The organism is Nocardioides sp., assembly GCF_016462705.1.
Classification (GTDB): domain Bacteria; phylum Actinomycetota; class Actinomycetes; order Propionibacteriales; family Nocardioidaceae; genus Nocardioides.
Genome location: NZ_JAEMSS010000089.1, coordinates 1 through 16,757 on the forward strand (window position 1 = coordinate 1; position 16,757 = coordinate 16,757).

General features: G+C 73.4%; 19 protein-coding genes. 6 read left to right on the forward strand and 13 right to left on the reverse strand.

The features are described from left to right. Positions 1-441 (reverse strand): leucyl/phenylalanyl-tRNA--protein transferase (locus JHD21_RS12425; RefSeq protein ID WP_292675589.1); only part of this gene is annotated, 441 nt, incomplete at its 3' end. Positions 442-495: 54 nt separating this feature from the next. Here JHD21_RS12425 and JHD21_RS12430 point away from each other — a divergent pair. Continuing rightward, positions 496-1,188: an EcsC family protein gene (locus tag JHD21_RS12430; RefSeq protein WP_292675591.1), complete on the forward strand. Its 693-nt coding sequence runs from the start codon at positions 496-498 to the stop codon at positions 1,186-1,188. Here JHD21_RS12430 and JHD21_RS12435 read toward each other — a convergent pair. The 7 genes from JHD21_RS12435 to JHD21_RS12465 form a co-directional block, all read right to left on the reverse strand. Beyond that, positions 1,149-2,366, reverse strand: coding sequence for a hypothetical protein (locus JHD21_RS12435; RefSeq protein WP_292675593.1), 1,218 nt, complete (start codon positions 2,364-2,366; stop codon positions 1,149-1,151). The two genes, JHD21_RS12430 and JHD21_RS12435, sit on opposite strands and share 40 nt — an antisense overlap. Beyond that, positions 2,363-3,538, reverse strand: coding sequence for a hypothetical protein (locus tag JHD21_RS12440; protein ID WP_292675595.1), 1,176 nt, complete (start codon positions 3,536-3,538; stop codon positions 2,363-2,365). The genes JHD21_RS12435 and JHD21_RS12440 overlap by 4 nt, the downstream gene beginning before the upstream one ends. Next, positions 3,535-4,635: a hypothetical protein gene (locus JHD21_RS12445; RefSeq protein WP_292675598.1), complete on the reverse strand. Its 1,101-nt coding sequence runs from the start codon at positions 4,633-4,635 to the stop codon at positions 3,535-3,537. The genes JHD21_RS12440 and JHD21_RS12445 overlap by 4 nt, the downstream gene beginning before the upstream one ends. Before the next feature lie 187 nt (positions 4,636-4,822). After that, on the reverse strand, positions 4,823-5,719 hold the full coding sequence (locus JHD21_RS12450; RefSeq protein ID WP_292675601.1) for a hydroxymethylglutaryl-CoA lyase: 897 nt from the start codon (positions 5,717-5,719) through the stop codon (positions 4,823-4,825). Beyond that, on the reverse strand, positions 5,706-7,532 hold the full coding sequence (locus JHD21_RS12455) for a biotin carboxylase N-terminal domain-containing protein (RefSeq protein ID WP_292675605.1): 1,827 nt from the start codon (positions 7,530-7,532) through the stop codon (positions 5,706-5,708). Before JHD21_RS12455 ends, JHD21_RS12450 begins: the two co-directional genes overlap by 14 nt. Positions 7,533-7,539: 7 nt before the next feature. Beyond that, on the reverse strand, positions 7,540-9,084 hold the full coding sequence (locus tag JHD21_RS12460; protein ID WP_292675608.1) for a carboxyl transferase domain-containing protein: 1,545 nt from the start codon (positions 9,082-9,084) through the stop codon (positions 7,540-7,542). A 19-nt stretch (positions 9,085-9,103) separates the two neighbouring features. After that, positions 9,104-9,748 carry a TetR/AcrR family transcriptional regulator gene (locus JHD21_RS12465; RefSeq protein ID WP_292675611.1) on the reverse strand — a complete coding sequence of 215 codons (645 nt, stop codon included), beginning with the start codon at positions 9,746-9,748 and terminating at the stop codon, positions 9,104-9,106. Positions 9,749-9,828: 80 nt separating this feature from the next. Between JHD21_RS12465 and JHD21_RS12470 the strand changes: the two genes are divergently transcribed. From JHD21_RS12470 to JHD21_RS12480, 3 genes are read left to right on the forward strand one after another with little or no spacing between them, the layout of a single operon-like run. Continuing rightward, positions 9,829-11,382, forward strand: a complete 1,554-nt coding sequence (locus JHD21_RS12470) for a DHA2 family efflux MFS transporter permease subunit (protein WP_292675615.1) — start codon at positions 9,829-9,831, stop codon at positions 11,380-11,382. 19 nt (positions 11,383-11,401) lie between these two features. Then, a complete protein-coding gene (locus tag JHD21_RS12475; protein WP_292675618.1) occupies positions 11,402-11,968 on the forward strand; it encodes a TetR/AcrR family transcriptional regulator in 567 nt (188 codons plus the stop codon). Beyond that, positions 11,968-12,696 carry a hypothetical protein gene (locus tag JHD21_RS12480; RefSeq protein ID WP_292675621.1) on the forward strand — a complete coding sequence of 243 codons (729 nt, stop codon included), beginning with the start codon at positions 11,968-11,970 and terminating at the stop codon, positions 12,694-12,696. Before JHD21_RS12475 ends, JHD21_RS12480 begins: the two co-directional genes overlap by 1 nt. Here the strand turns inward: JHD21_RS12480 and JHD21_RS12485 are convergent. Both JHD21_RS12485 and JHD21_RS21905 read right to left on the reverse strand, forming a co-directional pair. Beyond that, complete coding sequence (locus JHD21_RS12485; RefSeq protein ID WP_292675623.1) at positions 12,684-13,838, reverse strand: EAL domain-containing protein; 1,155 nt, start codon at positions 13,836-13,838, stop codon at positions 12,684-12,686. The two genes, JHD21_RS12480 and JHD21_RS12485, sit on opposite strands and share 13 nt — an antisense overlap. Then, positions 13,813-14,100 carry a DUF1059 domain-containing protein gene (locus tag JHD21_RS21905; RefSeq protein ID WP_365696024.1) on the reverse strand — a complete coding sequence of 96 codons (288 nt, stop codon included), beginning with the start codon at positions 14,098-14,100 and terminating at the stop codon, positions 13,813-13,815. Before JHD21_RS21905 ends, JHD21_RS12485 begins: the two co-directional genes overlap by 26 nt. A 26-nt stretch (positions 14,101-14,126) precedes the next feature. Between JHD21_RS21905 and JHD21_RS12495 the strand changes: the two genes are divergently transcribed. Continuing rightward, complete coding sequence (locus tag JHD21_RS12495; protein ID WP_292675626.1) at positions 14,127-14,459, forward strand: metalloregulator ArsR/SmtB family transcription factor; 333 nt, start codon at positions 14,127-14,129, stop codon at positions 14,457-14,459. 2 nt (positions 14,460-14,461) lie between these two features. Continuing rightward, complete coding sequence (locus JHD21_RS12500) at positions 14,462-15,034, forward strand: SRPBCC family protein (protein ID WP_292675629.1); 573 nt, start codon at positions 14,462-14,464, stop codon at positions 15,032-15,034. Between the two features lie 18 nt (positions 15,035-15,052). Here JHD21_RS12500 and JHD21_RS12505 read toward each other — a convergent pair whose 3' ends face one another. The 3 genes from JHD21_RS12505 to JHD21_RS12515 form a co-directional block, all read right to left on the reverse strand. Beyond that, positions 15,053-15,787, reverse strand: coding sequence for a hypothetical protein (locus tag JHD21_RS12505; protein WP_292675631.1), 735 nt, complete (start codon positions 15,785-15,787; stop codon positions 15,053-15,055). Positions 15,788-15,792: 5 nt separating this feature from the next. Further along, a complete protein-coding gene (locus JHD21_RS12510) occupies positions 15,793-16,053 on the reverse strand; it encodes a hypothetical protein (protein ID WP_292675634.1) in 261 nt (86 codons plus the stop codon). Between the two features lie 95 nt (positions 16,054-16,148). Next, positions 16,149-16,757, reverse strand: a 609-nt coding sequence (locus tag JHD21_RS12515; RefSeq protein WP_292675636.1) for an SWIM zinc finger family protein, incomplete at its 5' end; no start/stop codon positions are given.

Sequence of the window (16,757 nt, forward strand, 5' to 3'; positions counted from 1 at the left end):
GATCCCGACCCCGTAGAGGCCGCCGACCAGCCGCCCCTCGCGCCAGGCCTCGACCGAGTGCGCCCAGCCGAGGCGGTGCAGCTCGGCGTACGCCGCGGCGACGCCGTCGGTGATCCAGCCCTGGGGCCGGCGCGGGTCGGCGCAGGCGCTCACGACCTCCGTGAACGCGGTGTCGACCCGGATCTCGCAGGCGCGGACGGCCCGCCGCAGGGACCGCGACACCCGGAGCCCGTCGAGCGGGATCACCCCGCGGCGCACGGGCGAGAACCAGCACATCGGGGGCCTGACGCCGCCGTCCGGCATCGGGAAGAGCCCCGAGCGGTACGCCGCCAGCAGGGTGCCCGGTTCGAGGTCTGCCCCGATGCCGACCAGGTCCTCGTCGGGGTCCGCCTCGCGGGGGTCGCCGAAGCTCCACCTGGATCGGGGCGGCTCGACGGGCACAGTCGGACGCTAGGGCATGCCCGTCCCCAACCGGCCGCTACCTAGGATCTCCACATGAGCCTGACCAGTCGCGCCGCCAGCCGGGCCACCAGCCAGCTCGCGCCCAGGATCACCGAGCTCGCCCCGGGGCTGACCACGACCTTCGTCCGGGAGGCGCTGCACCGCGCGATCGTCGGGGTGGGCCCGCTGCCGCCGGCCGCGCACGCCGCGGACGCGCAGCTCAAGGAGCAGAAGGGCAACCGCGAGCGGGCCGTGCACGAGGTGATCGAGAACCACGTCCGCTACGCCGGTGCGCAGGGCTTCGTCACCAACATCGGCGGCATCGTGACGATGGCCCTCACCATCCCCGCCAACGTCTCGGGCCTGGCCCTGATCCAGTGCCGGATGATCGCCGGCATCGCGCACCTGCGCGGCTACGACCTCGACGACCCTCGGGTGCGCAACGCGATCCTCACCTGCCTGCTGGGCGAGGACACGGTCAACGCGATGATCAAGAAGAAGAAGCTCCCCGCACCGCCGATGGCCCTGGCCACCGCGCCGGTCAACGACCCCGAGCTCGACCGGATCCTCTCCGCCGAGGTCGCCTCGGAGCTGATCACCAAGGTCGCGGGCAAGCGGATCGCGATCACCGTCGGCCGGCGGGTGCCGATCGTCGGCGGCGTGGTGGGCCTCGGCGCCGACGCCTACGCGACCTGGCGGATCGGCCGCTACGCCGACAAGGAGCTCCTGCCGCGCGCCGCGCGGTAGACCTTCAGCACGCCCTTGCCCGCCAGGCTCCGCTCGAGCCGGCGGACGACCTTCTCGCGCAGCCGGTAGGTCGGCCGGAGGTAGGACCGCTCCAGGGCGAGGTGCGCCTCGTGGAGCTCGCCGTGCAGCCGCTCCTCCTCGCGCCGCAGGCGCGCGTTGTCGAGGAGCAGCGCCTTGATCGCGTCGACGGCGGCGTCGGCCACCTGGCGTTCCGCCGGACGGTCCGGGTCGGCGTAGTCGGAGGCGGCGACCGCCGGCCCCCCGATCAGGTCGTCGAGCTCGCCGACGACGTCGTAGCCGCGGCGCCTGATCTCGGCGACCCACGACTCGGACAGCTGCTGGACCCACGGGTGGACGTCCGGCGGCAGGGCCAGGCGCGGCGACGACGTACGCCGGGACAGCGTCTGGTGGGCGAGCAGCTCCCGGACCAGGGGCCGGTAGTCCGGCGGGTGCAGGTCCTTGTTGGCCCGCCGGTTGATCCGCCGGATCAGCGCGATCTCCGGGACCCCGAGCGAGGGGTTGACCCGCTCGGCCTCGAGGTCGAGGTCGAGGCCGTCGAGCCCGAACGCCGTGCTGAACCGCTTCCACAGCAGGTCGGGCGCGCCGGGCGGCGGGACGGTCACCAGGTGCACGTGGTCCGGAGGCAGGTCGTGGCCCCAGCGGTTGAGGATGTCGGGGATCTCCTGCACGCCCCAGAACCAGCTGCCGATCCGGCTCGCCCGCTCCGGGTCCTGGATGCGCTTGAGGAAGTCCTGGTAGCTCAGGCCGGCCCGGTGCTTGACGTTCTCCTGCCACTCGGCGGGGATCTGCCGGACCAGGTCGCGGACCGAGAGGATCACGTGCACCTCGGTGCCGGCGCCGTAGCCGACCGACTCGAGGGCCCGCTTGACCTGGGAGCGCGACGCGGTCGCCAGGATCTCGTGGCTGATGATCGACGTGCCCGGCGCCTTGCGGACCGCGGCCGCGAGCTCGTCCCAGGCACCGATCGCCTCGGCCTGCAGCCCGCCCCACGGCATCTTCATCAGGTCGAGCGCGGCCAGGAAGTGCGCATCGAAGCGTTCGGCCGGATAGGTGATGCCGCTCGCCAGCAGCTTGACCCGGTTGCGGAAGAGGACGTCCTGGAGATAGGAGGTGCCGGTCTTCGGCGTGCCGACGTGGAGCAGGACCCTCTCGCTCACGGGTCGACACCTCCTCCGGTGGCCGGGTCGAGCAGCAGGCTCAGCGCCAGGCTCAGCACGCGGTCGGGCTGCCGGTCGTCCGCGGCAAGGCCGTGGGCCGGGAGGTCCGGCCAGCGCGGCCGCAGCGCGTCCAGGTCACCCACGACAGGGTAGCCACCGGCCCGGATGCCGCGCTGGACCAGCCTGGCCTGCTCCTCGAGCCACTCGCGATGCTCGGGAGGGACGACCGGCCGGGGCCCGGGGACACCGGCGAGCCGGGGGCGGAGCACGGTCCTCATCAGCTCCGTCCGACGCGGTGGCGTGACCAGGATCCCCAGTGCCCCCGCCGTCCGCCGGGCGAGCTCCGCCGCGTCGGCGGCCACGTCGGGCAGCACGACCAGGCGGCGTACGCCGACGACCTTGGCCACCCTGGCCGGGTCGAGCACCACCCGGACCTGGTCCGGCCCGCCCAGCTCGGGGGCCCAGCGGCCGGCGGTGGCCGCCAGGTCGACGCGACGCGGCAGCCGGTCGCGGCGGCGCATCCCGGCGCAGTAGTCCGTCCAGTCGGCGCCGCCGTCGGAGAAGCAGGACGCCAGCCAGTCGTGGGCGACCATCGTGGCCAGGTCGGTCCCGACCACGGCCGCCACCGCACCCCGGCCGCCCGGAGGGCGCCCTTGCGCGACGAGCTCGGTCCGCATCGCGTCGGCGAGCCACCGGTCGCCGGCGATCCGGTAGCGGGTGCGCCACCGCCGGGCCTTCACCGGCTCGCGGGGAGGGTCCCCCGCGCCGACGACGTCCTCGGCGATCAGGCCGACCGCGACCCGGACCAGGTCGTCGGCGCTCAGGGTGGCCGGGTCGATGGGTGGCGGCCCGAACGCCAGGGGCTCGACGGCCCCGAGGAGCTCGAGGTCCTGGCGGCCCCGCCCCGGCGCACTGGCGACCAGCACCCGCTCCACCAGGGCGGCGGCCGGCCGGCCGGCCTCGTTGAGCCGCCGGACCAGCTCGAGCTGCTGGGCGCCGGGCAGCAGCCGGTCACCGCGCCGGGGGTCGTCGGCATCCCTCGCCGCCGCCAGCCACGCGGCCCAGGGCGTGGTCCCACCGCCGCGGAGGTGGTCGACCCACAGCCAGGCGGCGGCGGTGTTGGCCGTGCTGCTCCGGCTGATGTCCGTGGTGGCGCCCCGGTCGGCGTTCATCGGTCCCGCAGCCTCTGTGCGCCCACCCGGACCTTGTTGAGGAAGGCCTGGTCCGGGTCGGGCCGGCGCGCGGCCTCCTGGGTCATCACGGCCAGTGCCGCGACGGCGGCGTCGAGCTGCTTCTTCGGCGAGACCTTGTCGGGGTCGACCCACGGCGTGCCCTCGGGCGGTGCCAGCGGCCGCAGCTCGGACACGTCGCCCACGAGGTGGACACCGCTCTGCTCGACCCACTCGATCCAGCGCTCGCCCTGCTCCTCGGCCCACGGGAACAGCGCCGGCGGCAGCCGCACCAGGCCCGAGTCGCGCCCGCCCAGCTGGTCCTCCATCAGCAGGTCGCGGATGAGGTCGTCGTACCGGCCCTGCCGCCGTGCGGTGCGCTCGACGCCGCGGTTGAGGCGCCGCAGCAGCTGCGTCTCGGCCATCCCCAGGGACCGGTTGGCCCGGTCGCTGTCGACCGGCGCCCACGCCGGGTCGATGCCGAACGCCTCGCAGAACCGGTGCCAGAGCAGCTCGCCCCGGCGCTCGGCCACCCCCCGGCGCGGGACCGTCACCACGTGCACGTGCTCCGGCGGCAGCCCGGCGCTCCAGACGTTGAGGACGTTGGGGAGGTCGAAGGCGCGGTGGAACCACACGTCGCCGGCCTGCATCCGTCCGAGGAACTTGCGGTAGGACCACTTGCGGCCCTGCTTGATGCTCTCCTGCCACGCGGCCGGCACCTGGCGGGCGAGGTCGCGGGCGCCGTAGACGACGTGGATCTCGGCGCCGCGCAGGTCGCGCTTGAGCTTGTCGACGTACGCCGGCCGCGCCGGCGCGAGGATCTCGTGGCTCAGGATCACCGAGCCCGAGCGGTGGCGCGCCCGGCGGACGAAGGCGTCCCACGCGCCCTTCGCGTGCCCCGGCGTGCCTCCCCAGTCCTGGCCGAGGAGGTCCAGCGCGACCCGGAACTGGAACAGCGTCGGGTCGATGATCGGCGAGCGGGACAGGTAATGCACGCCGTGCACCGCGAGGGACTTGCTGTTGAGGGCGAGCCGGTCCTGCACGTAAGACGTGCCGGTCTTGGGTGCACCGATGTGCACGTAGACCCGGCGCTTGCTCACAGGCTCAGTCTGACAGTGCGGGAACCGCTGCGACCGCGAGGTCACGGGCCGAAGCTCGCGGGGGTATCAGGCCAGCGCGCGGGGTTTCCCGCATCAGCACGCCGGCCCGATGTCACGGACGCTTGAATCTGCGAGCGCAGCGAGCGCACCGCGTGATCGCGCGGGTAGACAATCAGCTCGCGGGGTATCAATTGGCCAGCGCGCGCACCACGGCCGACGGGCTGGGACGCCCCAGGAGCCCCGCCATCCAGGCGCTGGTCGCGACGAGGGCGTCGAGGTCGACGCCGTGCTCGATGCCCAGCCCGGTCAGCAGCCAGACCAGGTCCTCGGTGGCGAGGTTGCCGGTGGCGCTCTTCGCGTAGGGGCAGCCACCGAGGCCGCCGGCGCTGGCGTCGAAGGTGGTGATGCCGGCCTGCAGGCCGGCGTAGGCGTTGGCGAGCGCCTGGCCGTAGGTGTCGTGGAAGTGCAGCGCGAGCTGGTCGAGCGACATCCCGGCCGCGACGAAGGCCTCGACCAGCGCGGTGACCTGGTTGGCGGTGCCGACGCCGATGGTGTCGCCGAGGCTGAGCTGGCTGGCGCCGAGGTCGAAGAGGCGCTTGCCGACGGTGACGACCTGGTCGACCGGTACGTCGCCCTCCCACGGGTCGCCGAAGCACATGCTGACGTAGGCCCGCACGTCGAGCCCGGCGTCCCGGGCCCGCCGGACGGTCGGCTCGAACATCGCGAACTGCTCGTCCAGGCTGCGGTTGAGGTTCTTCTGCGCGAACGTCTCGGTCGCGGAGCCGAAGATCGCGATGTGCCGGACGCCGAGCTCGAGCGCCCGGTCCAGGCCGCGCTCGTTGGGCACCAGCACCGGACAGTCCTCGCCGGCCTCACCGAGCTCCTTCATCAGGAGCTCCGCGTCGGCCAGCTGAGGCACCCACCGGGGGTGCACGAACGACGTCGCCTCGACCACCGGCAGGCCCGCGGCCAGCAGCCGCCGCACGAACTCGGCCTTGTGCCGGGTCGGCAGGACCGACTGCTCGTTCTGCAGCCCGTCGCGCGGCCCGACCTCGTAGATGGTGACGCGCTCAGGAAGCCGCATCGGACGCTCCGGCCTCGGTCACGACGAACAGCGTGTCACCCAGCGCCACCTGCCGTCCTGCCTCGGCGGCGACCGTCGTGACCGTCCCGGCGAACGGCGCCTTGAGGCTCAGCTCCATCTTCATCGCCTCGACCACGCCGAGCACCTGTCCCTCCTCGACGGAGTCGCCCTCGGCGACCCGGACGTCGAGGACGGTGCCCGGCATCGGCGACAGCAACGCCCCGTCGCCGGCGACCGCGGTGTGCTGGACCATGAAGTCCGGCCGGCCGAACACGAACCGCTGGCCGTGCTGCACCACCTCGACCCGGTCGTGGCGGACGACGGCCAGCGGGTCACGCCCGGGAGGCACGCCCAGGGTGACCGGCTCGTCGAGCTCGACCACGACCGGCGCCGCGGCCGAGGCGACCCGGAAGCCGTCGGAGCGGAACGGCCCGGACGGCTCCTGCTCGGCGCGGAAGACCGCCCAGGCCGCCAGCTGCCGGGCGGGACCGGGGTCGGGCGCGGGGAGCTCGTGCCGGTCGAGCCACGCGGTGTCGATGGCGGCGTCCCTGAACTCGTCGGTGGCGAGCAGCGTGCGCAGGAACCCGGCGTTGGTGGTGAGCCCGAGGATCGCGGTGTCGTCGAGGGCCTGCACCAGGGCCTGCCGCGCGGACTCGCGGTCCGGGCCGTGGGCGATCACCTTGCCGAGCATCGGGTCGTACGCCGTCGACACGACCTGGCCGCTCTCCAGCGCGTGGTCGACCCGCACCGTTCCCGAGGTCGCCGGCCAGCGCACCTCGCTGGCACGGCCCGCCTGGGGCAGGAACCCGGCGAACGAGTCCTCGGCGTAGACCCGGGCCTCGATCGCGTGGCCGTGGACGGTGACGTCGTCCTGGCCGAACGGCAGCGGCTCCCCGGCCGCGACCCGGAGCTGGAGCTCGACCAGGTCGAGTGGCTGCCCCTGGACCCGTACGGCCAGCTCGGTCACCGGGTGCTCGACCTGGAGCCGGGTGTTCATCTCCAGGAAGAAGGCCTCGCCGGTGTCGGCGTCGAGCAGGAACTCGACGGTCCCGGCGCCGGTGTAGCCCACGGCGGTCGCCAGCGCGACGGCGGACGACGTCACCAGGCGCCGCACGTCGTCGCTGATCGTCGGCGCCGGGGCCTCCTCGAGCACCTTCTGGTGCCGGCGCTGCGTGGAGCAGTCGCGCTCGAACAGGTGGAGCACGGTGCCGTGGGTGTCCGCCATGACCTGCACCTCGATGTGCCGGCCGTGCTCGACGTACCTCTCCACGAGGAGCGTGTCGTCACCGAAGGCCGAGAGCGCCTCGCGCCTCGCGGACGCCACCGCCTCGGCGTACCCCTCCTGTGACCGGACGATCCGCATGCCCTTGCCACCGCCGCCCGCGGCGGCCTTGACCAGGACCGGGAAGCCGCCGGCGGCGCCCTCCGGCACCACGGGGACCCCGGCGTCGACCGCGATCGCCCGCGCCGCGTCCTTGCGGGCCATCGCCTCCATCGCCGCGACCGGCGGCCCGACCCAGGCCAGGCCCGCGTCGGTGACCGCCTGCGCGAAGGCGGCGTTCTCGGAGAGGAACCCGTAGCCCGGGTGCACCGCCTGGGCGCCCGACGACAGGGCTGCGGCCACCACGGCGTCGGCGTCGAGGTAGGACGGCACCCGGACGACCTCGCCGGCCGCGCGGGCGTGCGGAGCCTCGGCGTCGAGCTCGGTGGCGACCGCGACGGTGGCGATGCCGAGCCGGTCGCAGGTGCGCATCACCCGCAGCGCGATCTCACCGCGGTTGGCGACGAGGACCTTCGTGAACAGCGCGGTCATCGATCACTCACATCCGGAAGATGCCGTAGGAGGGCTCCGGAACGGGCGCGTGCGACGCGGCCGCGAGCCCCATGCCGAGCACCCGCCGGGTGTCGACCGGGTCGATGATCCCGTCGTCCCACAGCCGGGCGGTGGAGTAGTAGGGCGAGCCCTGCGTCTCGTACTGCTCGCGGATGCCGGCCTTGAAGTCCTCCAGCGGGACCGGGTCGTCGGGTCGCCGGACCTCGCCGAGGACCGCGGCGGCCTGCTCCCCGCCCATCACCGAGATCCGGGCGTTGGGCCACATCCAGAGGAAGCGCGGGTCGTAGGCCCGGCCGCACATGCCGTAGTTGCCGGCACCGAACGAGCCGCCGATCACCACGGTGAACTTCGGGACGACCGAGCACGCCACCGCGGTGACCAGCTTGGCGCCGTCGCGGGCGATGCCCTTGTTCTCGTACTCGCGACCGACCATGAAGCCGCTGATGTTCTGCAGGAACACCAGCGGGATGCCGCGCTGGTTGCACAGCTCAATGAAGTGCGCGCCCTTGAGCGCCGACTCGCTGAAGAGGATCCCGTTGTTGGCGACGATGCCGACCTCGTAGCCCCAGATCCGCGCGAACCCACAGACCAGAGTCTCGGCGTAGAGCTGCTTGAACTCGTGGAACCGGCTGCCGTCGACGACCCGGCGGATCACCTCGCGGACGTCGTAGGGCGTCCGGGTGTCCGTGGGCACGACGTCGTAGAGCCCGTCCGGGTCCTCGGTCGGCTCCTCCACCTCGTACGCCGTCAGGCTGGGCGGCTCCTCGCGGAGGGTCCCGACGATCGAGCGGACGATGTCAAGGGCGTGCGCGTCGTCCTCGGCCAGGTGGTCGACGACGCCGGAGGTGCGGGCGTGGACGTCACCTCCGCCGAGCTCCTCGGCGGTGACGACCTCGCCGGTGGCGGCCTTCACCAGGGGCGGGCCCCCCAGGAAGATCGTGCCCTGGTTGCGGACGATGACCGTCTCGTCCGACATGGCGGGGACGTAGGCGCCGCCCGCGGTGCAGGACCCCATCACCGCGGCGATCTGCGGGATCCGCTGCGCCGAGAGGTTGGCCTGGTTGAAGAAGATCCGGCCGAAGTGCTCGCGGTCGGGGAACACCTCGTCCTGCATCGGCAGGAACGCCCCGCCCGAGTCCACGAGGTAGATGCACGGCAGCCGGTTGTCGGCGGCCACCGCCTGCGCGCGCAGGTGCTTCTTGACGGTGACCGGGTAGTAGGTGCCGCCCTTGACCGTCGCGTCGTTGGCGACCACCACGCACTCGCGGCCGCTCACCCGGCCGATGCCGGTCACGATGCCCGCGCTCGGCACCGCGTCGGACCCCGGGGCGCCGTACATCTCGTAGGCCGCCAGCGGGCTGAGCTCGAGGAACGGGCTGCCGGGGTCGAGCAGCCGGTCGACCCGGTCCCGCACCAGCAGCTTGCCGCGAGCGGTGTGCTTCGCCCGCGCGGCGTCGCTGCCGCCGCGCCGGACGACGGCGAGCCGGTCGTGCAGGTCGTCGGTGAGGTCGCGCAGCGGGCTCGTCGTCACCCCGCCAGGTTAGCGATCGTTAACCTGGCCCGCCACCCGGTCCGCCGCCGAGCCCGCGCTCGACGATGTCGAAGAACCGCACCATCGTCGCCTCGCGCTCAGCCTCGGGGGCTCCGGCGAGCGGCCCGTCGAGGTGCAGCACGGCGATGCCGTGGACCCCGGCCCAGCAGGTCACGTCGGCGCTGGGCCGCCGCTCCGGCGCGAGGTGGCCCGCCTCGACCAGCTCGTCGAGCACGGTGTTGAGCAGTGCGTAGGGACCCTGGTCCTCCTCGGCGGTCCCGGCCGGCTCGACCGGGCTCGCGTGCGCCAGCGCCGAGAACGCGGTGCGGAAGAGCCCCGGCTCGGCGAGGGCGAACTCGACGTAGGCGCGGCCGACCGCGCGCAGGCGGGCCTGCGCCCGCGCCACGGCATCGAGGCCGGGGACCACCTCGGCCATCCGCTGGTGCATGGCCTCGGTCAGCCGCTGCATCCCGACCTGCGCGATCTCGCCGAGCAGCGCCTCCCGGTCGGCGAAGTGCCGGTACGCCGCGTTGTGCGAGACGCCCACGCGCCGGGCGACCTCCCGCAGCGCGACGCCGTCCGGTCCGGACTCCCGGGCCATCGCGAGACCCGTCTCCACCAGCGCGGCCCGCAGGTTGCCGTGGTGGTACGACGTCACGCTCACCTGCGCAGCGTAACTCAGTGTTGACACTGTCCACATTCTCGGTCACCCTGATGTTGACATCGTCCACATCGGAGTCCGACATGCCTCTCCTGCGCTCGAAGCCCGCGATCCTCGCCACCGTCTGCGTCGCGGTGCTGGTCATCAACCTCAACACCACGATCGTCAACATCGCGCTGCCCACCCTGTCCACCGAGCTCGACGCCGGCACCCGCGAGCTGCTGTGGATCGTCGACGGCTACAACCTGTCCTTCGCCGCCCTGGTCCTCGCCGCCGGCAGCCTGTCCGACCGGTTCGGGCGGCGCCCCGCCCTGGTGCTGGGCCTGCTCGGCTTCGGCCTGGCCAGCACCGCGTCCGCACTGGTCGAGTCCGCAGGTGCCCTGGTGGCGACCCGCTTCGCCGCCGGGGTCTGCGCCGCGGTGATCTTCCCCGCCACGTTGTCGGTGATCGCCAACGCGTTCACCGAGCGCCGGGAGCGGGCCGCCGCGCTGGGCATCTGGGGGGCGGCCACCGGCGTGGGTGTCGCGACCGGTCCGGTCGCGGGCGGGTGGCTGCTCGAGCACTACTCGTGGCAGAGCGTCTTCTGGGCGATGGTCCCGGTCGCGGCGGCGGCGATCGCGATGACGCTCGCCTTCGTGCCCGAGTCGCGCGACCCCGGCGTGCCGCCGCTCGACAGGCGCGGGCTGCTCGTGTCGGTCGCGCTGCTCGGCCTGCTCACCTGGACGATCATCGAGGCACCCGAGGCCGGCTGGACGAGCGCGCAGACGCTGCTCGGCTTCGCCGGCACCGTGCTGCTGCTCGCCGCCTTCGTCCGCCTCGAGCTGCGGGCCCCGCACCCGATGCTGGACCTCTCCCTCTTCCGGGACCGACGCTTCTCGGCGGCCGCGACCGCGGTCACCATCAGCACGTTCGCCCTGTTCGGCTTCATCTTCCTGATCACGCAGTTCTTCCAGTTCGTGCGCGACTACTCGGCGCTCGGCACGGGGACACGCATCCTCCCGGTGGCCGGGGCGATCGCCGGGGCGTCGGTCCTTGGTGGCTTCCTCGCCCCCCGGGTCGGCGTGAAGGCCGTCGTCACGGTCGGGATGACGATGCTCGGCTGCTCCTTCGTCTGGGTCTCCACGATGGCCGCCGACGCGTCGTACGCCGAGGAGATCGTGCCCATGATGCTGCTGATGGGCACCGGCCTGGGGCTGATCAGCACCCCGGCCACCGAGTCGATCATGCAGGTGCTGCCACCCGCGCGCGCCGGCGTGGGGTCGGCGGTCAACGACGCCACGCGCGAGCTCGGCGGCACCCTCGGTGTCGCGGTGGTCGGGTCCCTGTTCTCCTCCCTCTACGCCGCCCGGCTGGTCGAGCTGCTCGAGGGCAGGCTGCCCGCCGAGCAGCTGGCGGCCGCCGAGGAGTCGGTCGGCGTCGCGGACGCGATCGGCGCCCAGGTGGCCGGTGTCGCCACCGCCATGGAGGACGCGTTCATGGCCGGTCTCGGCACCGCGAGCCTGGTCGTCGGCCTGTTGTGCCTGGCGGGCGGGCTGTTCTCGGCCGTCGCGCTTCCGGGCAACCGGTTCGTCCCGCCGGCGGACCGGGAGACCCAGGCGGCGCCGCAGCCCGAGCCGGTCGCCGTCGAGATCGGTTAGCGACCACTAACCTGGGTGCGTGACGACCCGGACCGCGGAGCCCTCGCGCCGCGAGCAGATCCTGGCCACCGCGGCCGACCTGTTCGCCGCGCGCGGGTTCCACGGCGTCTCGGTCGTCGACCTCGGGGCCGCGTGCGGCATCTCGGGCCCGGCGCTCTACAAGCACTTCGCGTCCAAGGACGCGGTGCTCGCCGAGATGCTGGTCTCGATCAGCCACCGGCTCCTCGAGGTGGGCCGGGAGCGCAGCACGGCCGCCCCGGACCCGGTCGCCGCCGTCCGCGCCCTCGTGGACTGGCACGTCGACTTCGCCCTCCGGCACCGCTCGCTCATCGTCGTGCAGGACCGGGACTGGGAGTCCCTGCCCCCCGAGGCCCGCGAGCAGGTGCGCACCCTGCAGCGCGACTACGTCGACGTCTGGGCGGCCCGGCTGCGCGAGGTGCACGCCGGGCTGCGGCTCGACCACGCCCGGGCGATGGCCCACGCGGCGTTCGGCCTCATCAACTCCACCCCGCACAGCAGCCTGATCGCCGACGACCGGATGCGCGCCCTCCTCACCGACATGGCCCGACGCGCCCTGGGGGTCTGATGCGGGCCCGGGTCCTGGCGCCACTGGTGGCCGCGCTGGTCGGCATCGCGGCGGGCACGTCGACCGCGCTGCTCGCGAGCGATCCGCCGACGGCCCCGCGGGACGAGCCGCAGGCTCTCGCCGACCCCTTGGGGCTGGGCATCCCGCTCGTGGAGCTCGAGTGCGCACCGGACCAGGGCGTCCTCATCCTCGGGTTCGGGGACAGCTCGCCGGCTCTGCGTGCCGCCATCGCCGAGAACCCGAGCGGCGACCCGAGCTATCTGGAGACCGCGGCCTCGTGCGACACGATCTACGGACCCGAGCGCCAGGCCGAGCCTCCGCGGTACGCCGTGGTCCTGGGTCCGTTCGACGACCTGCGCGAGCCGTGCCGACTGCGGATGGACCCCGTGCGCCGAGGTGACTTCGTGACCGCCCTGCGGTCGGGCAACCAGCAGTCGGTCAAGTGCGTCTGCGTCCTGCCGGACAGCGCCGAGCGCCCGACGCTGCGGGTCGGCATGCCGGAGACGGACGCGGACTCCGTCTGGGTGCGGAGCCTGCAGGGGATGCTCTTCGACGCGAACGACAAGCGGTTCCCCCGCGACTGGGTCACCGGCAGCTACGACCAGCGCACCGCCGACCGGGTCGCGGAGTACCAGGACAGCTCGCAGGTGAAGTCGGACCGTGGGGTCGTCGACGACGACACCTGGGGGCTGCTGACGACGAGGCTGTGCCGCAACTACGACTTCTGACGGCAGAGCGTGTCGACGAGACGCTCCATCCGCACGATGCCCACGTAGCGGCCGGCGTCGTCGGTGCAGACCAGCGGGTGGAAGCGCTGCGCGGGGGCCCGGACGATGGCGCGCCGGAGCACCTCGGTCACCGGCGTGTCCACGTTGACCCGCAGTCCTGAGTCACGCATGGCGTGCACCATGCCGCTGAGGTCCACGGTGGCCTCGGGGCGGCCGGTGTCGTCGAGCACCACCACGGTGTCCACGCGGACGTCGTCGAAGGCGGACAGCGCCGGCTCGCGCCCGGTCGAGGTCGGCACGTGCTCGAGCAGCCCACGCAGACCGTCGGTCTCCTGGACCCGCAGCTGGCCCATGATCCGGTCGGCGGCGTCGGCGTCCATCGGCGGGAAGCCGGGTCCGGGCCGGCCCAGGAAGTAGCCCTGTGCCAGTGGGACGCCGAGCCCGATCAGCACGTCCAGCTCCTCGCCCGTCTCGATGCCCTCGGCCAGCAGCCAGGCGTCCAGCCGGCCCGCCAGGGTCCCCAGCATCTCCACCATCGCCCGCTTCGCCTCGTCACGGTCGAGTCCCTCGACCAGGGCCCGGTCGAGCTTGATGACGTCGGGGCGCAGGGAGAGCACGTGCTGCAGTCCGGAGTAGCCCGCCCCCGCGTCGTCGATGGCGAGCAGCGCGCCGGCCGAGCGCAGCCGGTCGAGGGCGGGCTCGAGGCTGGCGTAGGAGTCGATGCGTTCGTGCTCGGTCAGCTCGACGATCACCGCGCCGAGCTCGGGGAAGTCGGCCCACACCTCGCGGACGCGTGGGGTGTCGACCAGGGCCGGGCTGATGTTGACGGTCAGGAACGTGTTGGTGGGCAGGATCGCGCGGGCGTCCAGGGCGCTGCGCAGGGCCAGGGCCTCGAGCTCCTCGAGGCGACCGTGCTCCCGGGCGGCGTCGAACCACGGCAGGGGGCTGCGGACGGGGCTGTCGAACCGGGCGAGCGCCTCGTAGCCGACGACGCTGGCCCGGGCCAGGTCGATGACCGGCTGGAACTCGGCGTGCACACCCGACCGAGCGATGATCGCCTCGACGTCAGCGGCACCGGGGCCCGTGAACCCTGGCGACTCAGGCGACTCTGGCGACTCAGGCGACGGCGTAGATCCGCTCACGCACCTGTGCGACCACGGTGTCGGGCACCTCGCTCATGCCGTGGACGGCGGCGGCGTGCTGCGCCACCTGGACCAGGATGTCGTCCTCGGTGTCGCACACGAAGGTGGCATCGCAACCGGGTACGACATCTCCACAGGCAAAACGCTTCATCGGTGTCCTTCCCAGGACGTAGGGCACTGCTGACTCAGTATGTGTCGGCATCGCCGACCTGGGGCGGGAACGTGGATACGCACGCGGACAAGCACATTCCTTGACAGGCATATGCCGTAACTGGAATATTCTCGGACGTGCCCACGGACGTCTTCGAGGCCCTCGCCGACCCGACCCGCCGCCGGATCCTCGACGTGCTGCGCGCCGGCGAGCGTCCGGTCGGCGAGCTGGTGGCCCTGCTGGGGGTTGCCCAGCCCAACGTGTCCAAGCACCTGCGGACCCTCGACGCGGCGGCGCTGGTCCGGGTGCGGGTCGACGGACCCCGTCGGCACTATGCGCTGGACCCGGCAGGGATGCGTCCGCTCGACGCCTGGCTGGCGCCGTACCGGGAGGCCTGGGCCGACCGGCTCGACGCCCTGGAGCGCCACCTCGACTCGCCCGACGCCCCATCGACGCCGACAGAGGAGTGAGCATGACCGACCAGGACCCCACGACCGACGCACGCATGGGCGACGTCCTTCGCGACGACGGCCGGACCGGGCTGCGATACGTGCGACGTCTCGCCCACCCGCCCGAGAAGGTGTGGCGGGCGATCACCGAGTCCGAGCACCTGCGGCACTGGTTCCCGGCCGACATCGTCGGTGAGCGTCGGGCCGGCGCCGAGGTCCGCATGCCCTTCTGGCCCGAGATGGTCGAGCACAGCGCTGACGAGATGGAGGCCGCCGGGGTCGACCTCGCCGACCCGGCGCTGCCCGGACTGATCCGCACCTGGGACCCGCCGCGCGTGTTCGAGCTGATCTGGGGCAACGACGAGGGGGAGAGCGACGTCCTCCGCTACGAGCTCGAGCCCGAGGGCGACGGCACCCGGCTGGTCTTCACGACCTGGCTCGGAGAGCCCGGACCATCCGGCCACGAGGGCACTGCCGCCGGCTACCACGTGTGCCTCGACGACCTCGCCACGCTGCTCGACTCCGGGCCGTCGACGTCGCGGATGGGGGACCAGTCCGACCTCGAGCGCAGGTACGCCGCACTGCTCGGCGCCTGAACCCGCGTCTGCGGCACCTCAGCGCCGGTCCGCCTCCTGACGGAGCCGGCGGCGCACGAGCACGCCCAGCCCCGCCACCAGGACGAGCAGGACCACGCTGTGCAGCACCTTGCCGGTGACGCCGACACCGTCCGGGATCGGAGCGACGAAGCCGACGAGGGTGCGCTCGAGGAGACCGCCCCATGCCAACGCCGCGACCTGCTGCCAACCCCAGCGCTCGGACCGGGACCAGCGCCCCACCATGACCGCGACCCCGCCGGCCGCACCCACGATGACGAGGACCCCCGGCCAGCCGGCCGGCACCAGGTCGAGGGTGGCCGCGCCCAGGAAGCCGACGAGCCCCAGCACCACAGCGCCCGGCGACCGGCGACCGGCCCGCACCGGGAGCGGTCTACCCCAGCGCGACCAGGCCAGACCCGCGAGCGCGGCCATCACCACGACGGCTCCGAGGTACTGCCCGGCCGAGGGGTGCACGTCGTAGGTGCCGGACTCGCTCACGTGGATCATCACGGCGACGGCGAGGAACGCCAGTGACCAGCCGACGATCCCGACACGGCCCAGCAGGCTCCTCCCGCGGATCCCCGGCAGCGCCGCCTCGGCCAGCGCGAGCGGGACTCCCACGCTCATCGTGACGTGTCCGAGCACCCAGGTGAGGCCCGCGTAGGCGCCGAACCCCGCCGGCTCGACGCGGGCCGCGAGGACGACGTCACGCCAGTAGTCGATGTCAGGTCGGTCCTCGGTCCACAGCGACACGTCGATCAGCCGGTCATCGACACCCCGAACACCGCAGCGAGCAGCAGCCGGCCCCGCCACCCCATGCCGGCGCGCACCGAGACCTCCCGGATCAGCAGCGCCGCGCCACCGTAGAGCGGGACGAAGATCAGCAGGGCGCCCAGCGACTCCGCGAGGTCGCCGGTGATCTCGAGATAGGCGACGAGGTACTCGGCGCAGACCGGGGCCACCACCCCGATGGCGGCCACCGCGGTCAGGCGGGTACGCCGGTCGGCTCGGGCGGGCATGCCGCCGACTCTCGTCGGGCGCCAGGCCGGGCACCACCGACCTGGGTCGGCCTCGCCACGGCGAAGGTATCGGGTTCGACCGACCCCCGCCACCGTCAGAGCAGGTGCTCGACCCGCGCGGCCGGGTCCTCCTCCAGCAGGGCGAGCGCCCGGGCGGCCCGCAGGGCGGCGTCCTCGGCGATCTCGACGTCCGGGTCGTCGAGGTCCGCCGGAGCCGGTTCCTGCTGGTACAGCCGGGCCAGCAGGTCGTCGCGCGGCAGCCCGCGCAGGTGGAGCAGCACGAACGGGTCGGCCTCGAGCAGCCAGGTGAGCTGGTAGAGCACCGCCAGCGCGTGCGGGCACGGCTGGGTCCACCCGCCGCAGGTGCACTCGGACCCCAGCTCGCTGCCGAACGGCAGCAGCTCGACGCCGGCCTCCTCGGCGTGCTCGACCAGGGTGTGCGGCAGGTCGCCGGAGAGCAGAGCGCCGACCCGTCCCGCCTCGGCCGCGACGGTCTCCACGAACGCGGCGGACCCGGAGTCGTCGAGCACGGGCACGGTGCCGGCCACGGTCCAGAGCCCGCGAGCGTCGTCGACCGAGGCGACGAACCGGCCCGGCTCGACCATGATCTGGCCGACCTGGCCGGCCCGGGAGATCCGGCGGGCCACCAGCAGGTCGCTGGAGGAGTACGACGCCTCCTCGACGGCCCGCACCCAGGCCCGCCC

Coding starts and splice junctions, on each gene's coding strand:
- JHD21_RS12455 (WP_292675605.1), bottom strand. CDS start 7,532: ATGACCGCGCTGTTCACGAAGGTCCTCGTCGCCAACCGCGGTGAGATC.
- JHD21_RS21905 (WP_365696024.1), bottom strand. CDS start 14,100: ATGCCTGTCAAGGAATGTGCTTGTCCGCGTGCGTATCCACGTTCCCGC.
- JHD21_RS12470 (WP_292675615.1), top strand. CDS start 9,829: ATGCCTCTCCTGCGCTCGAAGCCCGCGATCCTCGCCACCGTCTGCGTC.
- JHD21_RS12480 (WP_292675621.1), top strand. CDS start 11,968: ATGCGGGCCCGGGTCCTGGCGCCACTGGTGGCCGCGCTGGTCGGCATC.
- JHD21_RS12440 (WP_292675595.1), bottom strand. CDS start 3,538: ATGAACGCCGACCGGGGCGCCACCACGGACATCAGCCGGAGCAGCACG.
- JHD21_RS12500 (WP_292675629.1), top strand. CDS start 14,462: ATGACCGACCAGGACCCCACGACCGACGCACGCATGGGCGACGTCCTT.
- JHD21_RS12430 (WP_292675591.1), top strand. CDS start 496: ATGAGCCTGACCAGTCGCGCCGCCAGCCGGGCCACCAGCCAGCTCGCG.
- JHD21_RS12450 (WP_292675601.1), bottom strand. CDS start 5,719: ATGCGGCTTCCTGAGCGCGTCACCATCTACGAGGTCGGGCCGCGCGAC.
- JHD21_RS12510 (WP_292675634.1), bottom strand. CDS start 16,053: ATGCCCGCCCGAGCCGACCGGCGTACCCGCCTGACCGCGGTGGCCGCC.